This window comes from Flavobacterium sp. AC267, from assembly GCF_979258715.1.
Map to the genome: position 1 here is coordinate 3,243,220 of NZ_OZ409875.1, position 24,605 is coordinate 3,267,824.

General features: G+C 33.8%; 20 protein-coding genes and 2 pseudogenes. 17 read left to right on the top strand and 5 right to left on the bottom strand.

Translation table 11 applies throughout. The annotated features are described in order from the left end of the window. Nucleotides 1-17: 17 nt before the first annotated feature. The 12 genes and pseudogenes from ACZZ95_RS17000 (at nt 18) to ACZZ95_RS17055 (ending at nt 10,386) form a co-directional block, all read left to right on the top strand. Nucleotides 18-1,163, top strand: coding sequence for a PKD domain-containing protein (locus tag ACZZ95_RS17000; protein WP_463469919.1), 1,146 nt, complete (start codon nt 18-20; stop codon nt 1,161-1,163). A gap of 50 nt (nt 1,164-1,213) precedes the next feature. After that, complete coding sequence (locus ACZZ95_RS17005; RefSeq protein ID WP_463469920.1) at nt 1,214-1,390, top strand: hypothetical protein; 177 nt, start codon at nt 1,214-1,216, stop codon at nt 1,388-1,390. Nucleotides 1,391-1,452: 62 nt separating this feature from the next. Next, entirely contained in the window at nt 1,453-2,079 is a 627-nt protein-coding gene (locus ACZZ95_RS17010) for a hypothetical protein (protein WP_463469921.1), read from the top strand. Then, nucleotides 1,979-2,437, top strand: coding sequence for a hypothetical protein (locus ACZZ95_RS17015; protein ID WP_463469922.1), 459 nt, complete (start codon nt 1,979-1,981; stop codon nt 2,435-2,437). Before ACZZ95_RS17010 ends, ACZZ95_RS17015 begins: the two co-directional genes overlap by 101 nt. A 438-nt stretch (nt 2,438-2,875) precedes the next feature. Next, complete coding sequence (locus ACZZ95_RS17020) at nt 2,876-3,556, top strand: DUF4465 domain-containing protein (RefSeq protein ID WP_463471702.1); 681 nt, start codon at nt 2,876-2,878, stop codon at nt 3,554-3,556. A gap of 101 nt (nt 3,557-3,657) precedes the next feature. After that, nucleotides 3,658-3,954, top strand: coding sequence for an NAD-dependent epimerase/dehydratase family protein (locus ACZZ95_RS17025; protein ID WP_463469923.1), 297 nt, complete (start codon nt 3,658-3,660; stop codon nt 3,952-3,954). 76 nt (nt 3,955-4,030) lie between these two features. Beyond that, nucleotides 4,031-4,297 carry a Rossmann-fold NAD(P)-binding domain-containing protein gene (locus ACZZ95_RS17030; protein WP_463469924.1) on the top strand — a complete coding sequence of 89 codons (267 nt, stop codon included), beginning with the start codon at nt 4,031-4,033 and terminating at the stop codon, nt 4,295-4,297. A 176-nt stretch (nt 4,298-4,473) separates the two neighbouring features. After that, nucleotides 4,474-6,459: a GAF domain-containing hybrid sensor histidine kinase/response regulator gene (locus ACZZ95_RS17035; RefSeq protein WP_463469925.1), complete on the top strand. Its 1,986-nt coding sequence runs from the start codon at nt 4,474-4,476 to the stop codon at nt 6,457-6,459. A 75-nt stretch (nt 6,460-6,534) separates the two neighbouring features. Next, nucleotides 6,535-6,900, top strand: coding sequence for a response regulator transcription factor (locus ACZZ95_RS17040; protein WP_463469926.1), 366 nt, complete (start codon nt 6,535-6,537; stop codon nt 6,898-6,900). Further along, nucleotides 6,900-8,114 (top strand): tetratricopeptide repeat protein, encoded by a 1,215-nt coding sequence (locus ACZZ95_RS17045; RefSeq protein WP_463469927.1) that lies wholly within the window; start codon nt 6,900-6,902, stop codon nt 8,112-8,114. Before ACZZ95_RS17040 ends, ACZZ95_RS17045 begins: the two co-directional genes overlap by 1 nt. Before the next feature lies 1 nt (nt 8,115). Further along, nucleotides 8,116-8,937 (top strand): hypothetical protein, encoded by an 822-nt coding sequence (locus ACZZ95_RS17050; protein WP_463469928.1) that lies wholly within the window; start codon nt 8,116-8,118, stop codon nt 8,935-8,937. Between the two features lie 14 nt (nt 8,938-8,951). Beyond that, nucleotides 8,952-10,386 (top strand): annotated as a pseudogene (locus ACZZ95_RS17055) (glycosyltransferase family 2 protein). Nucleotides 10,387-10,552: 166 nt separating this feature from the next. Here the strand turns inward: ACZZ95_RS17055 and ACZZ95_RS17060 are convergent. The 5 genes and pseudogenes from ACZZ95_RS17060 to ACZZ95_RS17080 form a co-directional block, all read right to left on the bottom strand. Then, entirely contained in the window at nt 10,553-11,800 is a 1,248-nt protein-coding gene (locus ACZZ95_RS17060; RefSeq protein ID WP_463469929.1) for an ABC transporter permease, read from the bottom strand. Further along, nucleotides 11,791-12,942, bottom strand: a complete 1,152-nt coding sequence (locus tag ACZZ95_RS17065; RefSeq protein ID WP_463469930.1) for an ABC transporter permease — start codon at nt 12,940-12,942, stop codon at nt 11,791-11,793. Before ACZZ95_RS17065 ends, ACZZ95_RS17060 begins: the two co-directional genes overlap by 10 nt. Before the next feature lies 1 nt (nt 12,943). After that, nucleotides 12,944-15,301: an ABC transporter permease gene (locus ACZZ95_RS17070; protein ID WP_463469931.1), complete on the bottom strand. Its 2,358-nt coding sequence runs from the start codon at nt 15,299-15,301 to the stop codon at nt 12,944-12,946. Nucleotides 15,302-15,356: 55 nt separating this feature from the next. Further along, nucleotides 15,357-17,792 (bottom strand): ABC transporter permease, encoded by a 2,436-nt coding sequence (locus tag ACZZ95_RS17075; protein WP_463469932.1) that lies wholly within the window; start codon nt 17,790-17,792, stop codon nt 15,357-15,359. A gap of 1 nt (nt 17,793) precedes the next feature. Continuing rightward, nucleotides 17,794-18,505: pseudogene (locus ACZZ95_RS17080) on the bottom strand (ABC transporter ATP-binding protein). A gap of 285 nt (nt 18,506-18,790) precedes the next feature. On the opposite strand from ACZZ95_RS17080, the gene ACZZ95_RS17085 reads away from it, so the two are divergent. The 5 genes from ACZZ95_RS17085 to ACZZ95_RS17105 all read left to right on the top strand — a co-directional run bounded on the left by ACZZ95_RS17085 (nt 18,791) and on the right by ACZZ95_RS17105 (nt 24,473). Further along, a complete protein-coding gene (locus tag ACZZ95_RS17085; protein WP_463469933.1) occupies nt 18,791-20,140 on the top strand; it encodes a sigma-54-dependent transcriptional regulator in 1,350 nt (449 codons plus the stop codon). Nucleotides 20,141-20,350: 210 nt separating this feature from the next. Further along, nucleotides 20,351-21,001, top strand: a complete 651-nt coding sequence (locus ACZZ95_RS17090; protein WP_463469934.1) for a hypothetical protein — start codon at nt 20,351-20,353, stop codon at nt 20,999-21,001. After that, nucleotides 20,967-21,479 carry a sensor histidine kinase gene (locus ACZZ95_RS17095; protein ID WP_463469935.1) on the top strand — a complete coding sequence of 171 codons (513 nt, stop codon included), beginning with the start codon at nt 20,967-20,969 and terminating at the stop codon, nt 21,477-21,479. The genes ACZZ95_RS17090 and ACZZ95_RS17095 overlap by 35 nt, the downstream gene beginning before the upstream one ends. 118 nt (nt 21,480-21,597) lie before the next feature. After that, nucleotides 21,598-22,191, top strand: coding sequence for a biliverdin-producing heme oxygenase (locus tag ACZZ95_RS17100; protein WP_463469936.1), 594 nt, complete (start codon nt 21,598-21,600; stop codon nt 22,189-22,191). 5 nt (nt 22,192-22,196) lie between these two features. Further along, a complete protein-coding gene (locus ACZZ95_RS17105; protein WP_463469937.1) occupies nt 22,197-24,473 on the top strand; it encodes an ATP-binding protein in 2,277 nt (758 codons plus the stop codon). Nucleotides 24,474-24,605: the final 132 nt, after the last annotated feature.

The following is a 24,605-nucleotide window of genomic DNA, read 5'->3' on the forward strand; positions in this document are numbered from 1 at the left end:
ATTTGCTTTCGCCTTTATTGGCCGCAAAGAGTGATGACAAAGCAGATGAAAATGCGAATACCATTGAAATTACACTTCAGGAGAAGTTTGAAACACCAACTTTTACGGTTTTAGATATAACAGCTTCTGATGCTGGTGCGGTCGCTAACTACGAATGGATTATGACTAAAAATCCAGTAAACCAAGTCACCGATTCTATTGTAGGAAACACTAAAGACTTACGATTTACAGCTATTTACGCAGGTTCTTATGAATTTACCTTAAATGTAACGGCGACTAATAAAAAAGGAACTAAGAATACAATAGTCAATGTAACAAACGAAACCGCGAATTTTAATCCGTATATCACCCGCATTTTCGATTTTGACCCAGCGCCGGGAATGTTTGCCAATGATATTTACAAAGAAGGCAATTCTAAGGAAGATGTAATGAAAACAGCTTTAGGAAGAATCAGCGAAACCAATGTAGGCTATTTATTAGACTTAGGAGGTTTTGGAGGCTCTATTGTTGTGGGATTCGATCACACTGTAGTGAATGTTCCTGGAACAAGCGATTTTAGAGTGTATGGAGGAGATGTTACCAATTCTGCAGTTGCCAAAGCAAATCCGCCAGCACCTGGATTGATTTATGTCGCTTACGATAAAAATAAAAACGGAAAGCCAGATGCAGACGAATGGTATGAAATTGTTGGAAGTCAGCATGCGAAATCAAATACCGTTAAGAATTTTAAAGTTACATATCATAAAAAAGCGACAGGAGAACCTTTAGTTACCTCCAGTGCACTTTTCTTAGATTATGAACACGTATTCTGCGAAAATAATCAAGGTGAAACTTTCTATTTGGCAAGACCAAGAAGTAGAAAAGAATTTTATCCATTGTGGGCTTCTCAGACTTCAGTTAGTTATGAAGGTTTGAAACTCGATGTTGATTTTACGCCTTTACGTCCAAACCAAACTACATTATGGTATTCTACACCTCCAGAATGGGGATATGTAAATGCCGTAAACCCAGATATCGATATTGACTGGGCAGTTGATAAAAACGGAAACAAAGCAAATCTTCCTGGTATCGATTTTATAAAAGTAGTGAACTGTGTGAGCGAACCAATGGGACTCTGCCAGCAAGCAATCTTCAATGGCGACTGTGTTTGCAGGAGCGGGTGACCTTCATATATTAAAAAAATACAATTTAAAACAAGTAAATAAATAAGACCATGAAAAAGTATTTAAAGTATAGTTTATTGCTAATTGCTCTTGTTTCTTTTTATTCCTGCAGTAACGACGATTCAAAACCAGAAGTAATTATAGAAGAACCGGCTAAAGATCCAACGATTGCCATAAAACTAGCTTCAGAGTTTGCAGTGCAGCAATATAATGCTCTGCAGCAATAACTCCAGAAGTTACAATCGAAAATGGAGAAGGAAAAACTACAGCATACCAATGGTCTATTAAAGTGATTGATAAAGACGGAGCAGTCAAAGATTCGATTATTGGCGACAGTAAAACGTTATTATTTATTACTCCAAAAGTCGCTGATTATGTAGTAGATTTTAAAGTTACAGTTGATAAAATTGTAAAACAGGTTGTCGCTAAAGTTACCGTTTCAGAAACTGGAAAAACATATACGGCAAAAGCATTAACGCTTATCGACTTTTTGCCTGCACCAGTTTATAATGTAGGTGCTTACACTACAAAAGAAGAATCTTTTACGCAAACTCAAGCGACTTTAAAAGAAGGTGGTTCTGTTAATTTGGGGACATTTGGGGGATATATTGTAACCGCTTTTGACCATACGGTTATCAATGCTTTTGGAAAACGTGATTTTATTGTTCAGATGGCAACAGGAACTACCGCCACTAAATATTCTCCAGTAAGTATCGCAGTAGCTTATGATGCGAATAAAAATGGTGTTGCAGATGAAAATGAATGGTATGAAATCGCAGGAAGTGAATACCATAAATCGACAACAGTTAAGAATTATGAAGTTACTTATAAGAAACCTAACGCGATACGCAAGTCCAGTAGCGGGCGCAAAAGCAACTTGGCAGTACGATACGGCTTATCTTCCGTGGACGGATAATAAAAATGTTTCGGGTACAATTACAAGAACATACAACCGCAGACGAAATAATTATTTCCCAGCGTGGGTAGGAGATAGCTATACTTTAAAAGGAACAAAAGTATTTATACCAACAAAAGATGTAAGCGACGGTGCTGGAACAACCTACAATGTTGGAACTTTTGACTGGGGTTACGGCGGTATTAAAGATCCTTCTATAGATATTTCTTGGGCTGTGGACAAAGACGGAAAGAAAGTGCATTTGCCAGGAGTAGATTTCGTAAAAGTCTATGTGCCAACGTTTACGACATTGGGCGCTAACGATTTATTGACGAGCATTTTTGAAGAGGTTTCAGATTTAAATTTTCCGAAACAATAAGTAGTGATTAGTGATTAGTGGAAAGTGAATAGTGAATGGTGAATAGTGAATAGTGATTAGTGAATAGTGATTAGTGGAAAGTGAATAGTGAATAGTGATTAGTGATTAGTGAATGTGACCAGTAACAATAAACAATAAACCTGACTATTAACCCTAAATTTTATAAATCATGAAAAAAGTAGTTTATTTTTTGACCTTAGGTCTTATGCTGGGATTTTCATCCTGCAGAGCAGTGATGACGATGTTTTAAATAGTTCAAGTGCTGATGCAGTACTAAAAACTACATCAACGACAGCAAAAACAGCCGTTACAGATCCATCAATAGGAACCACGACGACCCTTAATCTTACAAGTGCTTTATTAAGCAGTGGTATTACAACAACAGGAGGGAAGTACTGGCAGAATACGTATGTTTCAAACACTAATTTAAATGTAGATATTTTTACATTTTCGCACACAGCAACATCTGCTGGTTATAATTATTGGGACGGATTTATTGTTTCAAACGTAAATGATATTACAGATTATGGCTCTGGTGCGGCGCCGGGCGGATCAGATGGATGGGTAGCTCATCAATGGGGAACTATGGCAGGAAGCGGTTTTGGAACTTCTTCTACAACTACGCCGGGGAAACCTGGAACTTCGGGAGATCCTTACATTGTGGCATATTGGTCTAGTTATTTAGATCCTGTATCTCCAGAAGGAACTACTTTTTCAGAATCAGATTTTTCTAACTGGATTAAAATTGGAAACACGGGATTATATGAAGTTCTGGGACTAAAAATCAATATTCATCCTTGGCCTTATTATGGGTGTTTGTATGGAGACGGATTTGCACAGGCTTTTGGAACTGGAGATCATTTTGAATTATTAATTTACGGTGTGAAAGCAAATGGACAAATTACAAATCCAATCACACATTCTTTAGCAGACTATACTGGCTCATCGCTGGTAATGCCAACAGGCTGGGTAAATGTTGATGCTTCTGATCTTGAAGAGTTAGGAGAAGTTCAGTATTTGGTTTTCCAAATGGCTTCATCAGATTCAGATCCAATTTATGGTATGAATACGGCGACTTATTTTTGTTTAGATAAACTTTCTGTAAAAAGAGTTGACTAAATTTAGACCATCATAAATTTATTAAACAAACCCCTTTACTTATTTGGTAAAGGGGTTTTTCGATTAAAGAGTATTATATTTACTTGTAAAACGATTTAATTATGAAAGCATTAATAATTGGAGCAACAGGCGCAACGGGAAAAGAATTGGTCGAACAGCTTTTAGAAGATAGTAGTTATACTTCGGTTTCTATTTTCGTAAGGCGTTCCTTTGGGAAATCAAATCCAAAACTTACGGAACATATTGTTGATTTTTCAGATGTGAATTCCTTTCAGGATTTAATTACTGGAGATGTTCTTTTTTCTTGTCTCGGAACAACCTTAAAAGATGCAGGTTCAAAAGACAATCAGTGGAAAATTGATTTTGAAATTCCAGCGACGATTTGCGACTTCCGCTAAAAAAAATCAAGTAAATTCTTTTGTATTAGTTTCAACTTACGGAGCTTCATCAAAAAGCAGTGTTTTTTATTCTAAAATGAAAGGAAAGCTAGAAGAACATATACGTGACCTTCAATTCCCTCAATATATAATTTTCAGGCCAGGACCATTAATCCGTCAAAACACAGATCGTTTTGGCGAAAAAATTTCAGTAAAAATTCTGAAAGCACTAAACGCAATTGGTCTTTTTAAAAATCTGAAACCAATTTCAACAGCATTTTTAGCACAGAAATTAGCCAAAGCTCCAAAAGTACTTCCTAAAGATACTGTAACACTGGAACTGGATCAAATTATCGAATTGTAATTTTTTTATAGGAATTAGAAAACATTCCTGTAAAAATTTCGTATATATAGCAATATATACCTGTACAAAATTAGATTAGAGCTTGTAAATCAATAAAAAGGAGATTTGAACCCCAAAAAAAGGAGACAAATCTCTTATTTTAAATTTATCTTTGTACGCATTACCTACATAATACCATGAATAACAATTTCCCCATCCCAGAAAACGAACTACAACGTTTAGCCGCTTTAAAACGTTACAATATATTAGATACACTTCCTGATCATGCTTTTGATGATGCCACAAAACTTGTGTCGTACATCTGCGGTGTCCCTATTGCTCATATTTCCTTTATAGACGAGAGCAGACAATGGTTTAAATCTGAAATAGGCGTTGGTGTTTCAGAAGTACCTCGTGAAATTTCTTTTTGCCGTTATACCATTTTAGATACCAAAATGGTAGAAATAAAGGATACTCATTTAAACGATCAGTTTAAGGAAGATCCTAATGTTACAGGCGGATTCAATGTGAGATTCTATGCTGGAGTTCCAATTACAACACCTGATGGATATAATATTGGAACGCTGTGCGCTGTAGATCATATTGCAAAAGAACTAAATGAAAATCAGCGAAATGCACTTTCAATTGTTGCCAAACACGTGATGGCTCAATTAGAATTAGGGACAAAAAATATTCAATTAGACGCTCAAAAGAAAATTGCAGAAAAAGCAGTACTCGCAAGAGACAGTTTTGTAGCCAATATGAGCCACGAAATTAGAACGCCTTTAAATGCCGTAATTGGTTTTACCGATCTTTTAGCGCAGACAGAACTGGACGAAGTACAGCGTGATTATATCGAAAGTGTACAAATTGCAGGAGAAAATCTGCTTTTGATTGTAAACGATATTCTGGATCTTTCTAAAATTGAATCCGGAAATTTAGCAATCGATTCAGAGCCTTTTAATTTAAAAAAGACACTTAAACACGCTTATAATTTATTAAAAGTAAAAGTTCAGAAAGAAGTAGATTTTAATCTCTTTTTAGATGCAGAAATGCCCGATGTTGTAGTTGGTGACCAAGGAAGACTGAACCAGATTTTGGTTAATCTTATAGGAAACTCACTTAAATTTACAAATGAAGGCGAAGTGACCGTTTCTGTAAAAAAAATGGAGGAAACAGAAGATAACTACACACTGAAGTTTTCTGTAAAAGATACCGGAATTGGGATACAAAAAAATAAACTTACGACTATTTTTGAACGTTTTACACAAGGTGAAGATAGTACCACACGTACTTACGGAGGTACGGGACTTGGTCTTAATATTGTAAAGCAGTTGATAGAATTGCAAAATGGCGAAATCTATGTTAAAAGTGAACTAAACCGCGGTTCTGAATTTTCATTTATACTTACTTATAAAAAGGCTCAGGATAGAGAAACAGCACCTAAACTAATTTCTAAAAATGATCTTGGTCATTTGAAAATACTGCTTTGCGAAGACAATGTTTTGAATCAGAAACTGGCAAAAAGTGTAATCAATAATTTTGGTTTTGATCTGGATATTGCACATAATGGCGAGGAAGGAATTGAACTTTTGTCTCAAAATAAATATGATTTGGTTCTAATGGACCTTCAAATGCCTCTTAAAGATGGGTATCAGACAACAGAATACATTCGTAATGAAATGAATTCTTCTATTCCTATTATTGCCATGACCGCGCACTCTTTGGTTGGAGAACAGGAACGATGCTATAAAGTAGGAATGAATGCTTATGTACCGAAACCTTTTAAACAGGCGGTTCTTTTAAAAGCGATAAAAACGGTAATGAATCCAGATAAAGAAGTTCATAACAAAAGGACTGTAGATCTTTCTTTTCTAGACGAAATGGCTTGCGACGATACCGATTTCAGAAAAGATATGATTGATCTTTTTATAGAGAAAATTCCAAATCAAACAGCGCAGCTCGAAGAAGCATTTCACAATTCCGATCACGATACTGTGAAAAAATTGGCGCATAATATGAAATCCAGCTTAGATATTTTTATGCTTACAGACCTTAGCAATTGTGCGACTATAATTGAAGAAGAAGCTTCTGCAGGTCAATTTACCAGTGAAACTTTGGATAAAGTCAATATTTTACATTGCGGTATTATCGAAGTCGTAAAAATTCTGAAAGAGCTATGATAAAACAGAAATAAGCTCTAGCTTTACAATAATGATGTTATAATAAAAGTTTGCCCCAAGAAAAAATATAAAAAAATGAGAATTATTTTAGCAGAAGATAATGACATCCTACGCAAATCATTATCTTTTTTCTTAGAATCTAAAGGATTTAGTGTTGACCAGTTTTCTGATGGAGAAGAAGCATTACAAGCTATACAAAACAATCCATACGATCTAATCCTGACAGATATTAATATGCCCGGTAAAAGCGGCATGGAAATTACGCAATACGTTAGAGAGCATATTAGCGCAGATACTCCCATAATTATACTGACATCTTCTGGTGTAGAACAAACCGAACTAGATTCTTTTGATATTGGTGCAAACGAATTTATTGCTAAACCTGTGAGTCCGGCCGTGCTTTTGGTGAGAATTAATAAATTACTAAATAAACGTTTCTAATGAAGTTTATATATTATTCAATTTTAATGCTTTTTATTTCGTCTATTGCAATTGGACAAGAATTGTCTATTGATGAAACGCTGGCGAATGTAAAACGGGAGGTTGAAAAAGAAAACTACGATAAAGCATTAGCATTAATTGAGCCTTTACGTGCCAAATTTCCTGAAAATGAAGATATCCAAGTTTATACTGGACGTATTTACAGCTGGAAAAAAGACTATAAAACGGCAGTAAAGATTTTGTCTCCAATGGCAGACCGAGCAAATCCGAATGCAGAAGCTTTACAGGCACTTGTTACTATTTATTTTTGGTCGGAAGATTATGAAAAGTGTATTGCATACTGCGATAAATATCTAGCAATTGATCCAAAATCGATTGATGTTTTAAAGATAAAAGCAACTTGTCTCGAAAAACTGAACCGCGACCAAGAAGCATTAGATTTAATCGAAAAATTCTCATCTATAGATAATAGCACACAGGTTTTTAGAGGAATTCGAACATTGATCGGACGTAAAGCAAAAAATGCTGTATCTGCTTCCTATTTAAATATTTCGACATCAGAACCAGGACTTTCTCCATTTCATTACGGATATGTAGAATATTCACATAAATTCAGCAAATCGGCAATTGTCGGCCGTGCCAATGTAGGAAATATTGGTGATGATACCCAAATGTTATTTGAAGCCGATTATTATCAAACCTTTTCCAATAAAAGCTATTTATATGCAAATGGAGGCGTTTCTACAGGCGAAACGATATTTCCTGTCGCAAAAGCGGGTTTAGAATATTACTTTGCACCACACAAAAAGTTTGATTACTCTTTGGGAGCAAGATTTATGCATTTTGAAACAGATGATATTACTTTGCTTACAGGTCAATTGGCTTATACTGCAGGAGTTTACACTGTCGCTTATAGACCGTATTATGATACAACAAACGAATTGTTTTCTCACGTTTTAAGTTTACAAAAAGTAAATGAAGAAAAAGAACGTTTGATTAGATTCGAACTGCAATACGGAAATGTGCCGTATTTGTATCTTTATAATAGCTTTACACAGCCGTTAAAAGCATATAGAGCAGGAATTCAGTACCAGCATCGTTTTGGAGAATCCTTTTTTGTTCGCCCAATTTTCCTGTATGAGCGCGAAGAATATGTTCCGGGAGAATATAGAAACAGGTTTAATGTACAGTTAATTGTAACCAAACGTTTTTAATATGACAGAAATCTGGGAATCATATAAAAATGGGAATTGGGAGGTGCCTTTTCTAACTTTCGCCATATACATATTTGTATGTGCATCATTTATTTTGTATTTGTTTATTGTGGCAAGCCGAAATACAAAAATAAAACAAGAAAGACTTCGCACCGAATATGACAAAGAGATTAATCAGCTGATGACTTCGGTGATTTTTGAGGATGCTTCCTTTGCGGCTATTAAAGAAAATAAAAACTTTTTAGTGCTTTTGGACACTTCCTTTTTTAGAGAAGTACTGACGGAGTCAATTATCAACCTGCACAAAAATTACGAAGGCGTTTATGCACAGAAATTGGAACAGTTTTACAAAGATTCTAACCTCATAAAAGGGTCATTTAAAAAGCTTAAAAGCCTGAAATGGGAAGTAAAATGCAAAGGAATTACAGAATTGGCAGAATTCAATATAAATGATGCTTTCGATAAGATTATAATCCATTCTAAAGCGAGAAATAAAACCTTAAAAATTACTGCTATAAATGCTTGTATTAAACTTGCAGGAACAAACAGCATTATATATCTCGTAGAACATCCAGACCCAATCGATGAGTGGACCCAGCTGAATATTATCGACGCTTTTAAAAGACACGATGTTGGCGACACCGAAGGAATTGAGCATTTATTGGAATCACAAAATACAACTGTAATAGCGCTTGGATTAAAGCTGATAAAAGAATTAAAGCTCACACAGAAAATTCCTTTTGTAGCACAACTGGCTGAAAAAGCGCCAAATACAATGATAAAATACGAAGCCCAAAGTATTCTGCAGACATTAACAGTATAAATTTATAAAAACAAATGACTTTTTTTAATACTGAAATAACATGGTTCTTAGATGTGTATATCCTGCTGATTTTGGGATATGCGATATTGATCATGTCTTCGTATCTAATTTTAGCCTATCTCTCTACAAAAGAGCTTAGAAGTTACCTCAAAAAAAATAGCTTTGTAGATTATAACGTACTTCTTACCAGCGAATTTGCACCAAAATTGTCACTTATTGCGCCTGCATACAATGAGGGTTTAACTATTCAAGAAAATGTAAAATCACTATTGTCTCTTAATTACAATAATTATGAGGCCATTTTAGTGAATGACGGGAGCAAGGATAATTCGATGGAAATCCTGATTAAAACCTACGATTTGGTTTTGACGGAACTGGATATTCATCCTAAAATAGAAACAAAAAAGATTAAAGGAATCTATAAATCCAGAAATGCGACTTACAAAAAATTGATTGTAGTTGACAAAGAAAATGGGGGTAAAGCCGACGCGTTGAATGTTGGACTTAATATTGCCGAAAATCCTTATGTTGTTTGTATTGATGTCGATTGTATCCTCGATAAAGATTCACTTTTAAAACTCGCAAAACCATTTTTAGAATCTCAGGGAAAACGCATTATTGCCACTGGCGGAGTTGTTCGAATAGCCAATCAATGCGTGATTAAAAACGGACGATTGGTTGAGGTTAATATTCCAGATCGAATGTTGCCTAGAATTCAGGTTTTAGAATATCTAAGGGCTTTTCTTTTAGGAAGAATGGCATGGGGAAGATTGGATGGTTTATTGCTGATAAGCGGTGCATTTGGAGCATTTGACAAAGAAGTAGCAATATTAGCCGGAGGTTACAGTACAAAAACCGTTGGCGAAGACATGGAATTGATCGTAAGAATGCGCCGTTATATGCTGGAAAACAAACTTCCGTATGCCGTTAGTTACATTCCCGATCCGCTTTGTTGGACAGAAGCTCCAGAAGATTTTACGATTTTTAAAAAACAACGCGTACTGCTGGATGCGAGGAACAATAGAAACACTTGGTATTCACAAAAAAATGTTCCTGAATCCGAAATATAAACTGTTAGGAATGTTGAGCGTACCATATTGGACCTTGTTTGAATTTTTAGCTCCTGCAATCGAATTTATTGGTCTTCTAATAACTATTTTGTTTATTATTTTCGGTCTGTTAAACTGGCATTTTTTCTTTTTGCTATTACTATTTGTATATTCTTTTGCTGTTTTCTTTTCGGTTATCGCTTTATTCAGTGAAGAACGAACCTATCATAAATATCCAAAACAAATTGATTTCTTTAAGCTTCTTATGGTCGCTTTCATAGAACCATTGTATTTTCATCCGCTTACTGTTTATGTCGCATTAGTTGGTTATAAAGAAAAAATTATGGGAACCAAAGGCTGGGGAGAAATGACGAGAAAAGGATTCACGAAGAAGGAGTGAGTTTAATTGTTAATTGTTAATTGTGAGTTGTTAACTAGATTTTTTGGTATTGATATTGACATTGAAATTGATTTTTAAAACTATATAAAAAAAGCGTTCGCCTTGGCGAACGCTTTTTGGTTTACTATACAGAAATCTTTATTCGTATTTTAAGTATTTTAAAACATCAACTTTTGTGGCTAGGTAGGCTTTTGTTAAAACAATGCATAGCGTTAGAAATAGTAAAATAACAAAAGAAAATAAAAACGGCAGACACTGGAATTTCAATTCTAAAAGCGAAATTATTGAGCCATTTTTGCAATAAAAAATAAGCTGGAAAAATGGCGATTAGAAATCCAATTGCACAATACAAAACATATTGTTTTGATAATTCTTTCAATAAAATATTGGTTTCTGCTCCTAAAGTTTTTCGAATTGCAATTTCTTTCATTCTTCTCTGAATAGAATAAGAAGCTAATGCAAATAATCCAAACAAAGCAATAAGAATGACTACAACATTCAATAAAGAAAATAAATTCTTTTGCTTGACGTACGATTCGTAAGTTCTGGCATATTCCTTATTTACGAAATCATACTTAAAGGGATATTCGGGAGCTACTTTTGACCATAATTTTTCTATACTTTCAATTGTCTTTCCTGAAGCATCAAGTTTTAATTTTATAAAAACTTTGTTGATGTCATGTGACACTCCCAAGGTCTTTAGGTGATAGAATGAAATTGGAGGCACTTTCATTTCTGGGCTTAATAAATTAAAATCCTTAACAATACCAATGATTTTTAATTTTTGATTTCGTATCAATAATTCTTCTCCAATCGGATTCTTAATATTCATCAACTTTAAAGCACTTTCGTTTATAATCACCGAATTAATAGTGTCTGAAGCTAGTTTTCTGTCAAAATTTCTTCCTTTGATAATTTTGATATTCAACATTTCAAACATGCCAAAATCTAAGGCTATTGTTCTCTCCTTAAAAAGTTCATCTTTATATAGCACAGGATTAATAAAATTGTCAGAACCATCAAAAGAAATAAGACCGGTTGAGATTTCTTCGACACCTTTTATTTTGCTTAATTGATCCTTTATAAGACTGTATTTACTGTAGATATTTTTTTCTGCATTTTCTCCCTCATAATCGGAAGAAGGAAAGTTTAATGTTACAGAAATTACCTGATTTCCTTTAAACCCAAGATCTTTATTTTGTAAATATTGAATTTGTTCATAAACAATATAAGATCCAATTATAAAAAAGGCGACAATTGCAAATTGAAAAATGAGCATTCCGTTACGCGACCAAATTCCGTTTTTACTTCTTCCAAAATTTCCTTTCAAAACTTTTAAAGTTTCAAAATTTGCAACATAAACAGCAGGAAATAGTCCTGCAGTAAATACGGTAATTATAAAAATTAAAAGCACTGCCAGTAAAATTGATTCCCAAGAAGTATAAGGTCTTTATTTAAGAAATTATTGTAATAAGGCAAGGTTATTTCTACAATCACTAATGCCAGTAAAATTGAAAAAGAAGTTGTTATAATAGTTTCAAAAATAAATTGACAGATAATATTTCTCTTAGAAGCGCCGGTAATTTTACGCACCCCAACTTCCTTCGCTCGTTTTACTGCATTTACGGTGGCGAGATTGATGTAATTAATTATTGATAAAATGAGAATCAAAATTGATAAACCCATCATAATTATTAAAAATTGATAATTGCCTCTGCCTTCAGGATAACCATCTGTTATAGAATGTAATCTGGCTTGCGAAAGCGGTTCTAGTACAACATTAAAATAACCTACTTTCTTTCCCATGTCCTCAAACGTAAAACCTTCTTGTTTTGCTAAACGTTTAATGAAATCATAGTTATAGATCCGTTCCAGTTTTTTTCTTGTATTTTCAACTTTTGATGGATCTTTAACTTTTAGCAATAATTTAAAAACAAACGGATTTATTATCGAGGAGTTTACGAGCTTATCCATTTTATTAATGATGACATTTGGCGCAATGGATGAGTTTCCCGGAACTCGATAAACTGCCCGAACAGAAAATAGTTGATCAAAACATTTAATTTGTTTTCCAATTGGATTTTCGTTACCAAAGATTCTTTTTGCAATATTATCTGAAATTGCAATACTAGATTCGTCTTTAATGGACGATATCGCATCTCCCTTTAAAATTTCAAAAGGGAAAAAGGAAAAAAAGTTATGTTGTACATTAATGATTTTATCTACAAATTCCTTTTTCCCTTTGTAAATAATTTTATTTTTTTGGTACCAATCATCCCCATACATTATGGCTTCAATATTTGGATCTGCATCCAGGGCAGGTTTTAAAAATAAGGCACAATCAGACCAAGAAGTCATATCTTTCAATTGCACCAAAACCTGATAAACATTGTCTTTCTCTGGATTCCAAGAATTGTAATTTTTTTCGTCGTTCCAGTAAAGAAGTGCGAAAATCAAACCTGCAATTCCTATGGATAATCCGAGAATATTGAGAGCAGTAAAAAGTTTACTGTTCTTTATTTGATAAATAAATATATTTGTCCAGTTTCTTAGCATCTTACTCGTATTTTAAATATTTTAAAACATCAACTTTTGTTACTTGGTATGCTTTGGCGAGAACTATTGTCAGTGTTAGAAACAACAGCGAAACAAAGGCAAGAATAAACGGCAGTACGGGAATATCAATACGGAAAGCAAAATTTTCGAGCCATTTTTGCAATAATAAGTACGCTGGAATAATTCCGATGATAAAACCGATTATACAGAAGATTACATACTGTTTAGATAATTCTTTCAGTAAAGTATTGGTTTCAGCACCAAGCGTTTTTCTGATTGCAATTTCGCGTAATCTTCTTTCCATAGAAAAAGAGGCAAGTGCAAACAATCCGAAAACAGCAATTAGAATTACGACAACATTTAGCAAGGCTAATAGATTTCTTTGATCTTCATACTTTCTGTAGGTTTTGGCGAAGTTTTTATCTACAAAATTATATTCGAAAGGATATTCAGAATCCACTTCTTTAGACCAAAAAGTCTTTAGAGACGAAATGGTAGTTGAAATATCTTTTGTAGCAAGCTTTACAGAAATGTATTCTATATTACCCTGAGTCCATTTCTGAGTATTTATATGGAACAAAATCATAGGATTAATTTCATTGTCTAAGCCAGAATAATGAAAGTTTTTGACGATTCCCACAACGGTATATTTGTGGCCGTTCCATTCGATTACCTTATTCACAAGATCTTTTTCCTGCAAAGCTTTGGCGACCACTTCATTCAGCAAAACGTTAGAAATAGTATCCGAGGCAAGCTTTTCTGTAAGCGCTCTTCCTTTTATAACTTTTATTCCCAACATTTCAAGCATTCCAAAATCAAAGCCGATTTGCTGAACGACAGTAACTTTATTGTTGTTATATAAGCCTCCTTTTGAAACTTCATTTTCTCCAATAGAAAATGCTCCGGCAGAAACAGCTTCGACACCGGTGATTTTTTGTATTTCCTGTTGTATGCTTTTGTATTCTGCAAATTTACCTTTACCTCTTTGTTCTCTAAAAGCGATATTCATTACCTGGGATCCAGTAAAACCCAAATCTTTTTCTACCATAAAATTAACCTGCTGGTAAACTATCACTGAGCCGATGATGAAAAAGGCCGCAATGGAAAATTGTATAACCAGCATACTGTTTCGCGACCATATTCCGCTTTTACTGCGAGAATAATTACCTTTTAAAACGTTTAAAACTTCAAAATTTGAAATGTAAACTGCTGGAAAAACGCCGCATACAAAAATCACGATGGCAAAGATTATAGCAAGTCGCAGGTAAAATTGTGATCCAGCCAGAACTAATTCTTTGTTTAAAAAGTGATTGTAAAATGGCAAAGTAATTTCAACAAGTACGAGCGCCAATAATATTGCAAATAAGGTAATTAAAGCGGTTTCAAATACAAACTGAAAAACGATTTGCAATTTTGCGGCGCCAGCAATTTTTCTAACGCCAACTTCTTTTGCCCGTTTTATGGCATTTGCCGTGGCTAAGTTGATATAATTTACGATTGATAGCAATAAGATTAATAGCGATAACCCCATTAATATTTGTAAAAACTGGAGATTTCCTGTTCCTTCCGGAAATGGATAATTTCCCTTATAAAGTCTTGAGTTTTCAAATGGGATTAATTTAACTTTGAAGGGTTCTCCGAACTTTTTTATAAATGCTTCAAGTGACAGGCCTTCTTTTCTCGCTTGCCTCTTGTAGTTTTTTTCGAGGAACAATTGTTCCAGACTTTTAACGACTAGCGGAGCATTACTTTTCTTTTTTAATTTTAGAACTAAACCAAAATTAAAACCCCAATGGTCTTTTAAATGTTCCAGATTTTCTTCGATGAGGTTCGTTACTGCATTCGGCATTACAACTGATTTTCCGGGTATTCGATAAACACCGCGTACAACAAATATTTTATCAGCGTATTTTACTTGTCTGCCAACAGGGTTTTCATTTTTAAATAAACGAAAAGCAGTTTCTTCAGAAAAAACAATGCTTTGCGGATCGTGCGGCGCATTTTTTGCATCGCCATATTTGAATTCAAATGGAAAAAAGGAAAAGAAACTATTTTGGGCAGAAAATATTTTGTCTACTAATTCTACTTTGCCATTATGTTGTATTGTTTCCTTCGTGTATTCGGTATCAAAATAGCAGTAATTTTCTAAATACGAAGTAGTTGCTTTTAATGCCGGCGCGATAATAGCAGAGTTTGCAGGAAAGACATTTCCATCTCCAAGATCATTCATAACGATAAATGTTTTATCATTAGAAGAATTCCAATCATCATAAGAATGTTCGTCGTTCCAATAAAGAATAGCAAAAATCAAACCTGCAATTCCTATGGATAATCCTAAAACATTTAGAATCGAAAACATTTTATTGTTTTTGATATGGTATATAAATATTCGTATATAATTTTGGATCATTTTATTAGTATTTAAGATATTGTAAAACATCAACCTTTGCGACTTGATACATACGTGAAAGCACCACGGCCAGCGTTAAAAATAATAGGGCAATGAAACCAATAAGAAACGGATAAACAGAAATCTCTATTCTAAAAACAAAATCCTCAAGCCATTTGTTCAGCAGGTAATATACTGGAAACAAAGCCAGTAAATAACCAATAAGACAAAAGATTATGTATTGTTTAGAAAGTTCTTTTAGTAAAGCAGCGGTTTCGGCACCCAGCGTTTTTCTAATAGCGATTTCCTTCATTCGGTTTTGTATGGAATAAGAAGCCAAAGCAAAAAGTCCGAACAGGGCAATTAGAATTACAATTACGTTTAAGAGCGAAAAAAGACGACTCTGTTTGATGTATTCTTTATAATTTCTCGCATAAGCTTTATCGACAAAATCGTAATGAAATGGGGTGTCGGCATCTATGTTTTTCTGCCAAAACTTCTCCATATCGCCAATCGTATTTGTAATATCACTTTGGTTGATCTTTACGAATATTTGATTGACATTCAGGTTCGTCCAGTCTATTGTTCTGAGATGAAAAAATACCATTGGCGGAATTTCGGCTTTTGGTCCCCAAAGATTAAAATCTTTTACAATACCAATTATTTTGACTTTTTTATTATTCCAATTTACGATTTTGCCAATCGGATTTTTTTCATCCATTAACTTTAAGGCTTTTTCATTGACAAGCATCGCATCAATGCTATCAGATGCAATTGCAGGGTCTAAATAACGGCCTTGACTCAATTTAATTTTCATCATTTCGAGCATTCCATAATCGACAGCTATATTCTGACCCAGAATGGTTTTATCCTTATAATTAAAAGTCGATGATATACTGTCGCCGGTCGCAAATGAAATTACACCCGTACTAACCTGCGAAACGCCTTTAATTTTAGAAATTTCCTGCTTAATGGTTTGGTATCTTCTAAAGAGTTTTTCATCTGCTTTAGCATCATTCGGTTCAAAAAAAGGTTTTTTATATTTAATTTCTAAAACCTGATCTCCTTTAAAACCCAAATCCCGTTTATTCAGATAATTAACCTGCTGGTAAACAATGTAAGATCCTATCATGAAGAAAGAAGCAATGGAGAATTGTAAAATCAGCATTCCATTTCGGAGCCAGACGCCGCTTTTGCTTCTGCTGAAATCTCCTTTCAGAACTTTCAACGTTTCAAAATTCGAAATGTAAATTGCAGGTAATATTCCAGCCGCAATGATTGTAACAACAAAAATAATCACAAGCTCAAGGGCAAACAGATATCCAGAAATGGTTAAATTCTTTTCTAAAAAATTATTATAAAAAGGCAGTGACAATTCTACCAAGACTAAAGCGAGCAAAATTGCGAAAGACGTTGTAATCACCGTTTCAAAAACAAATTGCAGGACAATATTACTTTTAGAGGCGCCTACAATTTTTCTAACACCAACTTCTTTGGCTCTTTTTAAGGCATTTGCGGTTGCTAAATTGATGTAATTGAACAAAGACAAAATCAATATTAAAAAAGACAATGACATCATAATCATCAAAAATTGATAATTGCCCTGACCTTCTGCATAACCGTCAATTTCCGAATGTAATCTGGCATCTTTTAGCGGTTCCAGCTGAACTTTAATATCATCTTTGCCATTTTTCTTAATCCAATCGGCAATTGAAATTCCTTCTTCTTTTGCCCATTTTAGAGAACGGTTTTTAAAGAACAAATTGTTCATTTTGGCAGTCACTTTATCCTTGTCATCAGGATTTTTTAATTTTAGTAACAATCCCATATCAAAAGTTCCCCAATTGTCTTTATGTTCCCGAATTCTCTGTGCTGTAAAATTGGTAATTGCATCTGGTGCCAGAGAAGATTTACCAGGAACGGTATAAATTCCTGTTACGATAAGTTTTTTATCATAAAAAGTCACCGTTTTGCCGAGTGCATTGACAGTTCCAAATAGATTTAGCGCTGTTTTTTTAGAAATGGCAATACAAGTTTCATCTTTTAAAGCCGTCTGACTATTTCCTTTAATAAAATCAAAAGGAAACATCTCAAAGAAAGTTTTTTGTGCATTTATAGTATTAAAAACGCCTTTTTTGTTTTGGTACTGAATTGTTTTTTCGGCATACCAAGTATCTAAATAACAATAACTTTCAATCTCCTTAAAATCGGTTTTAAAATAACTTTCAAATGTCAAAACATTAGTTCCCCATGTATTGGTCGGACTTACTTTACTTAAAGATTGAAAAACGACATCTTTATTAGGATTCCAGTCATTGTAGCTTTGTTCGTCATTCCAATATAAAATCGAAAAGATCAAACCAGCAATTCCAATACTCAAACCCAAAATGTTTAAAGCAGTAAAGAATTTGTTGTTTTTGAGATGAAAAATAAAAGTATTAATCCAGTTTTTCAGCATCATTCTAGTTTTTAGCAGTTACTAAAACATCTACATTTCGATGATTTAATTTTTCGGAAAGAATCATTCCGTCTTTCATTAAAATCGTTTTCTGCGAGAAAGAAGCATCATAGTCAGAGTGCGTTACCATGAGGATTGTAGCGCCGTTGGCATGAAGATCTGTTAATAATTCCATTACTTCATTTCCGTTTTTACTGTCAAGGTTTCCTGTTGGCTCATCGGCCAAAATAATTTTCGGATTATTTATTAAAGCTCTTGCCACGGCAACACGTTGTCGCTGACCGCCAGAAAGTTCGTCGCGGAAAGTGTTTTAAACGATGTGAAATTCCTAATTTGTCTGCAATCGCATTTACTTTTTTCTTTCTCTCAGCAGAAGGAATGTTATTGTAAATCAGCGGTAATTCGATATTATCATAAACCGATAATTCGTCAATTAAATTGAAGTTTTGGAAGATGAATCCGATGTTTTCTTTTCTGGCTTTTGATTTTGCTTTTTCTTTTAAACCAACCATTTCCTGATCCAATAGTTTATAACTTCCGTCGGAAGCGCTGTCCAAAAGTCCAACAATATTGAGTAAAGTCGATTTTCCGCTTCCAGATGGCCCCATAATCGAAACAAAATCACCTTGATTGATGGTTAATGAAATTTCGCTTAATGCTTTGGTTTCTAATTCTTCTGTTCTAAATACTTTTGAAAGCTTTGTAATAGTAATCATAATTGATGTTTTTGGTTTTTGATTGATTTTCTTTTTAAAATTTAATGCTTTCAAAAGTGAAAGAAACAAGTTTGAAAATTAAGACAATTTACATTGTAATTTGTACCTAATTATTTTGTTATTTTAACTTCCGAAAGGCTTTAATAATTAACGATTTACCAGTTCTAATGTGATTTTCATGCCAATAATTTAAACCTTGTAACTGCTTTGTTTTTAATGTTTTATTTATTGAAAAAAATCTGAACTGTCCACAAATGGACACCTTTCGTCCAAAACCGAACAATAATGAAAAAGACAAACGCTTCAATTTTAATCATCGATGATCAGGAAGACATACTTTTTGCGTCAAAAGTCTATCTGAAAAAGTATTTTGAAACCATTTATACACTCAATAATCCAAAAAATATCGTCGAATTATTGGCAAAAAATAGTATCGATGTTGTTTTATTAGACATGAATTATAGAATTGGTTTTGAAGATGGGAGAGAAGGTTTGTACCTGCTGAAAGAAATCAAAACGCTTTCGCCAAAAACTGTTGTCATTTTAATGACCGCCTTTGGAAAAGTAGAAACCGCTGTTGAAGGTTTGAAATCGGGTGCTTTTGATTATATTTTGAAACCTTGGGAAAATAAAAAACTATTAGAATCTGTAAAACAAGCCGTAGATAAAGCTCGTAAAGAACAGCGAAAAGTAAAAGAAGTCGAAATTAAAAATGACTTTTTTGAGGGCAATTCTGAGATTATCAAAAAAGCGTATTCTTTGGCAGATAAAGTTGCAAGAACAGATGCCAATGTTTTGATTTTGGGCGAAAACGGAACAGGTAAATTCGTTTTGGCGCATCATATTTATTCGCAGTCAGAAAGAAAAAACCAGCCTTTTGTTGCCGTTGATTTAGGTTCTTTAAATTCTAATATTTTCGAAAGCGAATTATTCGGTTATGCTAAAGGCGCTTTTACCGATGCGAAAACAGATACGCCCGGACGTTTTGAAATGGCGCAGAACGGAACTATTTTTTTGGACGAAATAGGAAATGTACCGCTTCATTTACAATCGAAACTTCTGCAGGTTATTCAAACCAAAACGGTGACGAGATTGGGCGAAACAAAACCAAGACCTTTAAACGTTCGAATTATTACGGCAACCAATTTAAACCTGAAATTGGAAGTGGCTGATAAAAACTTCCGTGAAGACTTGTATTATCGTATAAATACGATGGAAATTATCTTGCCTCCGCTCCGCGAAAGAAACGAAGATAAAATTCCGCTTGCCGAATATCTTTTAGATAAAATGATTGAAAAGTACGGAAGAGACAAAATTTCTTTTGATAAAAAAGTGCTGGAACAAATTGAAAAACATGCTTGGAACGGAAATATCCGCGAAATGGAAAATAAGATCGAGCGCGCAGTGATTCTCTGCGAAAATAATACCATTACGGTTTCCGATTTAGATTTAGAAATCATAACGCCTTATGACGAAAATCCAGATGATATTCAGCTTTCATCTGTTGAAAAAGCGACGGTAGAAAAAGCACTTCTTAAAAATAATAATAATATTAGTAAAACGGCAGAAGAATTGGGACTTTCAAGAGGTTCTTTGTACCGTCGTTTAGAGAAATATAATATCAATATTAACTAATATGTTTAAGACTTTACAAACCTATAAACTCCTTTTTCTACGATTAGTTTTGATTGTGGCTGGAATTGAATTTTCGATTTATTTTTTTAAAATTAAACTGCTTTTTACAGGAGTATTCGGCCTCTGCATGGTTTTTTTAATGGTTCGTGAAATGTATTTTTACGTTCGAAATTTTGTAACGATTTATGATAAAACAATCGCTTCGATGCTTTGCAGAACGATTTTACATCAGATTTTTCCAAACATAAATTTAATAAAAGCTACAATGATTTATTCAGCCTTTATGAAACGCTGAAAAACAAGCAGAACGAGCAGATTTCAAAAGATATTATTTACCGTTCGATTTTAAATAATATCGAAACAGGCGTTATCATTCTGCAAAAACAAGAACAGGATTGGAACATTTTTTTAATGAACGATTATTTTTCGAGTCATTTTAATGTTCCAAAAGTCTCCAAATGGAAATATCTGAAAAACCAGTTACCAGCTTTATGTGAAATCATTGAAGAGGATGATTTCCACGAAATTAAAACAGCGATAGAAATCAGTATAAACGAACAGCACAAACAGACATTTGTTTTACAGGCATCGCGCACAGAGATTTTTGAACAGGATTATTTTATTGTTTTAATAGATTCGATTCAGAATGTGGTCGAAAAAAAAGAAAAAGATGCGTGGATCAATTTGATGAAAGTGATTTCGCATGAACTTCTTAATTCGATAACGCCAATTCGTTCCATCTGCCAGAATCTGCAGGATTTAGTGGAGCAGGATTCGCTTTCTACAGAAGATTTAGACGACATCAAAACCAGTGTTGAAACAATGCTTGCGACGAAGCGATCATTTGCAGAAGTTTGTTGAAGGTTATCGAAAACTGGCCATGTCGCCTTCTCCAAAAAAGGAAAAAATAGAACTTCAGGATTTGATTGAAAATTGTCTTCAAATCATGAATCCGTTATTTAAAAAAGCGAATATTGAGGTTGAAAATTCAATTGCTCTTAAATACCAAATAAACGTCGATCAGCAACAAACCGAACAAGTACTGATTAACTTATTGACGAACTCGATAAATGCTTTAGAAAATAATATTCAAAAGCAAATTATAATTTCGGCAGAAGCCAAAGAGAATCGGGTTTTTATCAAAATTGCCGACAACGGAAAAGGAATTGAAAAAGAGATCGAAGACAAAATATTCCTTCCTTTTTTTACCACTCGAAACGAAGGGGCGGGGATAGGGTTGACATTATCAAAAAACATTATAGAAGCACACGGAGGATATATTCTCTACAAAAATGAGAAGGAAAAAACTGTTTTTGAAATTTGTCTTATCGAAGAATAATTACAAATAATACTTTGATCTGACAAAGCTGTATTTTTAAAATCATTACTAATGTTTTTTTTCTAAATTTGTAGAAAGAGTTGCCATAGACTCCCTCCAAATAAGTAATAGCAAAATAATGAATACAAATTCGACAACAGTAGCTTCAGGTTTTCTTAATGATTTGAAAACGAAGACTGTCGCCTCACATAAAAAATTAGAAGAACTTCCTGTTTCCATGTCAATTATGTCGCCAGATATGAAAATTGAGGAATACGCCAAATATTTAAATCTAATGCATGATGTTCATGCTGATACTGAAGAAAATGTTTTCCCATTATTTTCTGGACTATTAGAAGATTTGGAACAAAGAAGAAAAAAACAGCTTATTGAGGCTGATCTTTCTTTCTTAAATTATGAGGTGACAAATTCTGAAAAAGTTTTTAAAACTGAAAATATTTCTATTCCTTTTGCGCTTGGAATTTTATATGTTGTTGAAGGTTCTACACTTGGCGGCAGATTTATTTTAAAGAATGTTTCAAGAGTGCCGCAACTTTCTACAGATAAAGGCGTTTCTTATTTTAATGGTTACGGAGATAGAACTGGAAGTTTTTGGAAATCTTTCCTGAATTTTCTAGCGAGATACGAACAACAACATAATTGTGGAGATACTATTATAGAAGGAGCTGTATTTGCTTTTGATAGTATTTATAATCACTTTGAGAGCAGATAAAAAGAATGAAGATTAAAGATATAGTTAATCGGGACATTGTTAATTTGACCAATTGCGAGCACGAGCCTATACATATACCGGGGCAAATTCAGCCTCATGGTTTTTTAATTGGTATTAATTTACAGGGGAAAATTGATTTTTGTTCAGAAAACATCTCTTCTTATTTTGAACTGCTTCATAGTCAGGTTTTAGGTAAAGATTTTAAAGAGATTTTTGGCTCTATTGCTGAAGAAGAAATTTCAGCATATATTAAAGGAGATGAAGTTCAGGACGCTTTTCCGTTAGAAATAAAACTACTTGGAAGGTTATTTCAAATAAATATTCATAAAAGCAGTGATATTTATGTGCTGGAAGCGGAGTTGTTATTTACTGACAAAGAGGGGCTTGCTGATGTTTACAAACAAACGATTCAGTTTGTCAGTCAAATGAATAAAACACAATCTCTTAAAGATTTGTGCGCACTTGTAGCTCATGGAACCCGCGAAATTACAGGTTATGATCGTGTAATGATTTACCGTTTTGATGAACAGTATAATGGGGAAGTGTATGCCGAAGACTGTCGTGAAGATTTAGAACCATTTCTGGGACTGCATTATCCGCATACCGATATTCCGGCACAGGCAAGAGAATTATACATTAAAAATCAGCTCAGATTAATTGTTGATATTAATTATAAACCTGTTCCAATTTTTACTGTTGACGATAAAGAAAACAAAAATCTGGATTTAAGCCTTTCGATATTGCGAAGCACATCGCCAATTCACGTGGAATATCTAAAGAATATTGGTGTTGGCGCTACGCTTACAATCTCTCTTATTCATCACGGAAGATTGTGGGGATTAATTGCTTGCCATCACTATTCAGAAAAAAATATTTCTCCAGAAATTAGACTTGCAACAAAATTGCAGGGCCAATTTATTACTTCTCAGATAGATATTAGACAATCTAATGATGAGAACGTGAATGCTCAAAAAACAATTGAAGCAGTAGAGCAATTGACAGGCCTTGAACTGCCAATTCTACAGCATTCATTAGATATGATAATTAATACTCCTCAACTTTTAAACGTTTGCAACGCATCAGGAGTTTCTCTTTTATATCGTGGAAAAATCTATAAAAATGGAGTAACACCGTCTGATGAAGAAATTATATCATTAACGGAAATTATTCAGAATAAAATAGAGAGCGATATTTTTGTAACCAATAAAATTAGTGATGATTTTCCAGAAGCGACAGAAAATTCTAATGTCGCTGGTATTATTTATCATTCTCTTGGAATTAATTCTAATATAATTTGGTACAGACCAGAAACTATTTTAGAGGTTAATTGGGGAGGAGATCCAGAGAAGAGTATTATCCATGACAGTAATGGACTTCATCCTAGAAATTCATTTGAAATTTGGAAACAAATTATTAAAAACCAAAGTATTAAATGGGCAAAGTATGAGATTAACAGCGTCGCCCAATATGCACATAGTTTACATAATCAGCTAATTTTGATTATGTTGAGTGAAGAAGAGGAAAAGTACCGTAATCAAAGCGAAATCTTAAGAGAAACCAATTCGGAACTTGAAAATATCAACTGGATTAGTACGCATGATTTACAGGAACCATTGCGTAAAATTCAGCTTATTACTTCTAAAATGCTCTCAGAACTGGATGTTATTTCAACAGAATCAATTTCAAATTCTTTACAGCGCGTTTCGAAATCTGCCAATAGAATGAGCGACTTATTAGAAGATATTCTAAAGTACACGCGAATAAAAAATACGAGAGATAAATTGCAGGAAGTAGATTTAAATAAGGCTTTAAAATCTACAATTAAGGAAATGCATGAAAGTATTGCAGAAAGTAAAGCTGTAATTGAATACGAAAACCTGCCGGAAGTGCATGCCATTGGTTTTTTAATGCGCCAGTTATTTATTAATCTGCTTCAGAATTCATTAAAATATCTTGCCGCAGATAGAATACCAAAGATTGTAATAACTGCTTCTCAAGAGGCTGTTTTAATACATGACAGGTTTAAAGTATACTGCCATTGGGTTCGTTTTTCGGATAACGGAATTGGTTTTGAACAAAAGTACGCCGAATCTATTTTTAAAGTTTTTACAAGACTTCACAATCAAGAGCAGTATACCGGTTCTGGTGTTGGTCTGGCGTTGTGTAAAAAAATTATGCAGACCGTTGGAGGCGACATTCGAGCAGAAGGAAGACCAGGCGAAGGTACAGATATAGTACTTTATTTTCCTTGTGATCCTGAAGACACGCTTTTGCCTATATAGATAGGTTTTAGAGATCGTTAATATTTTTTTCACGCAGATTTAAACAGATTTAAGCAGATTTCAAATTAGAATAATCTGTGTTTATCTGCTTAAATCTGCTAAATCTGCGTGAAACTTTGATTTTAGGACTTT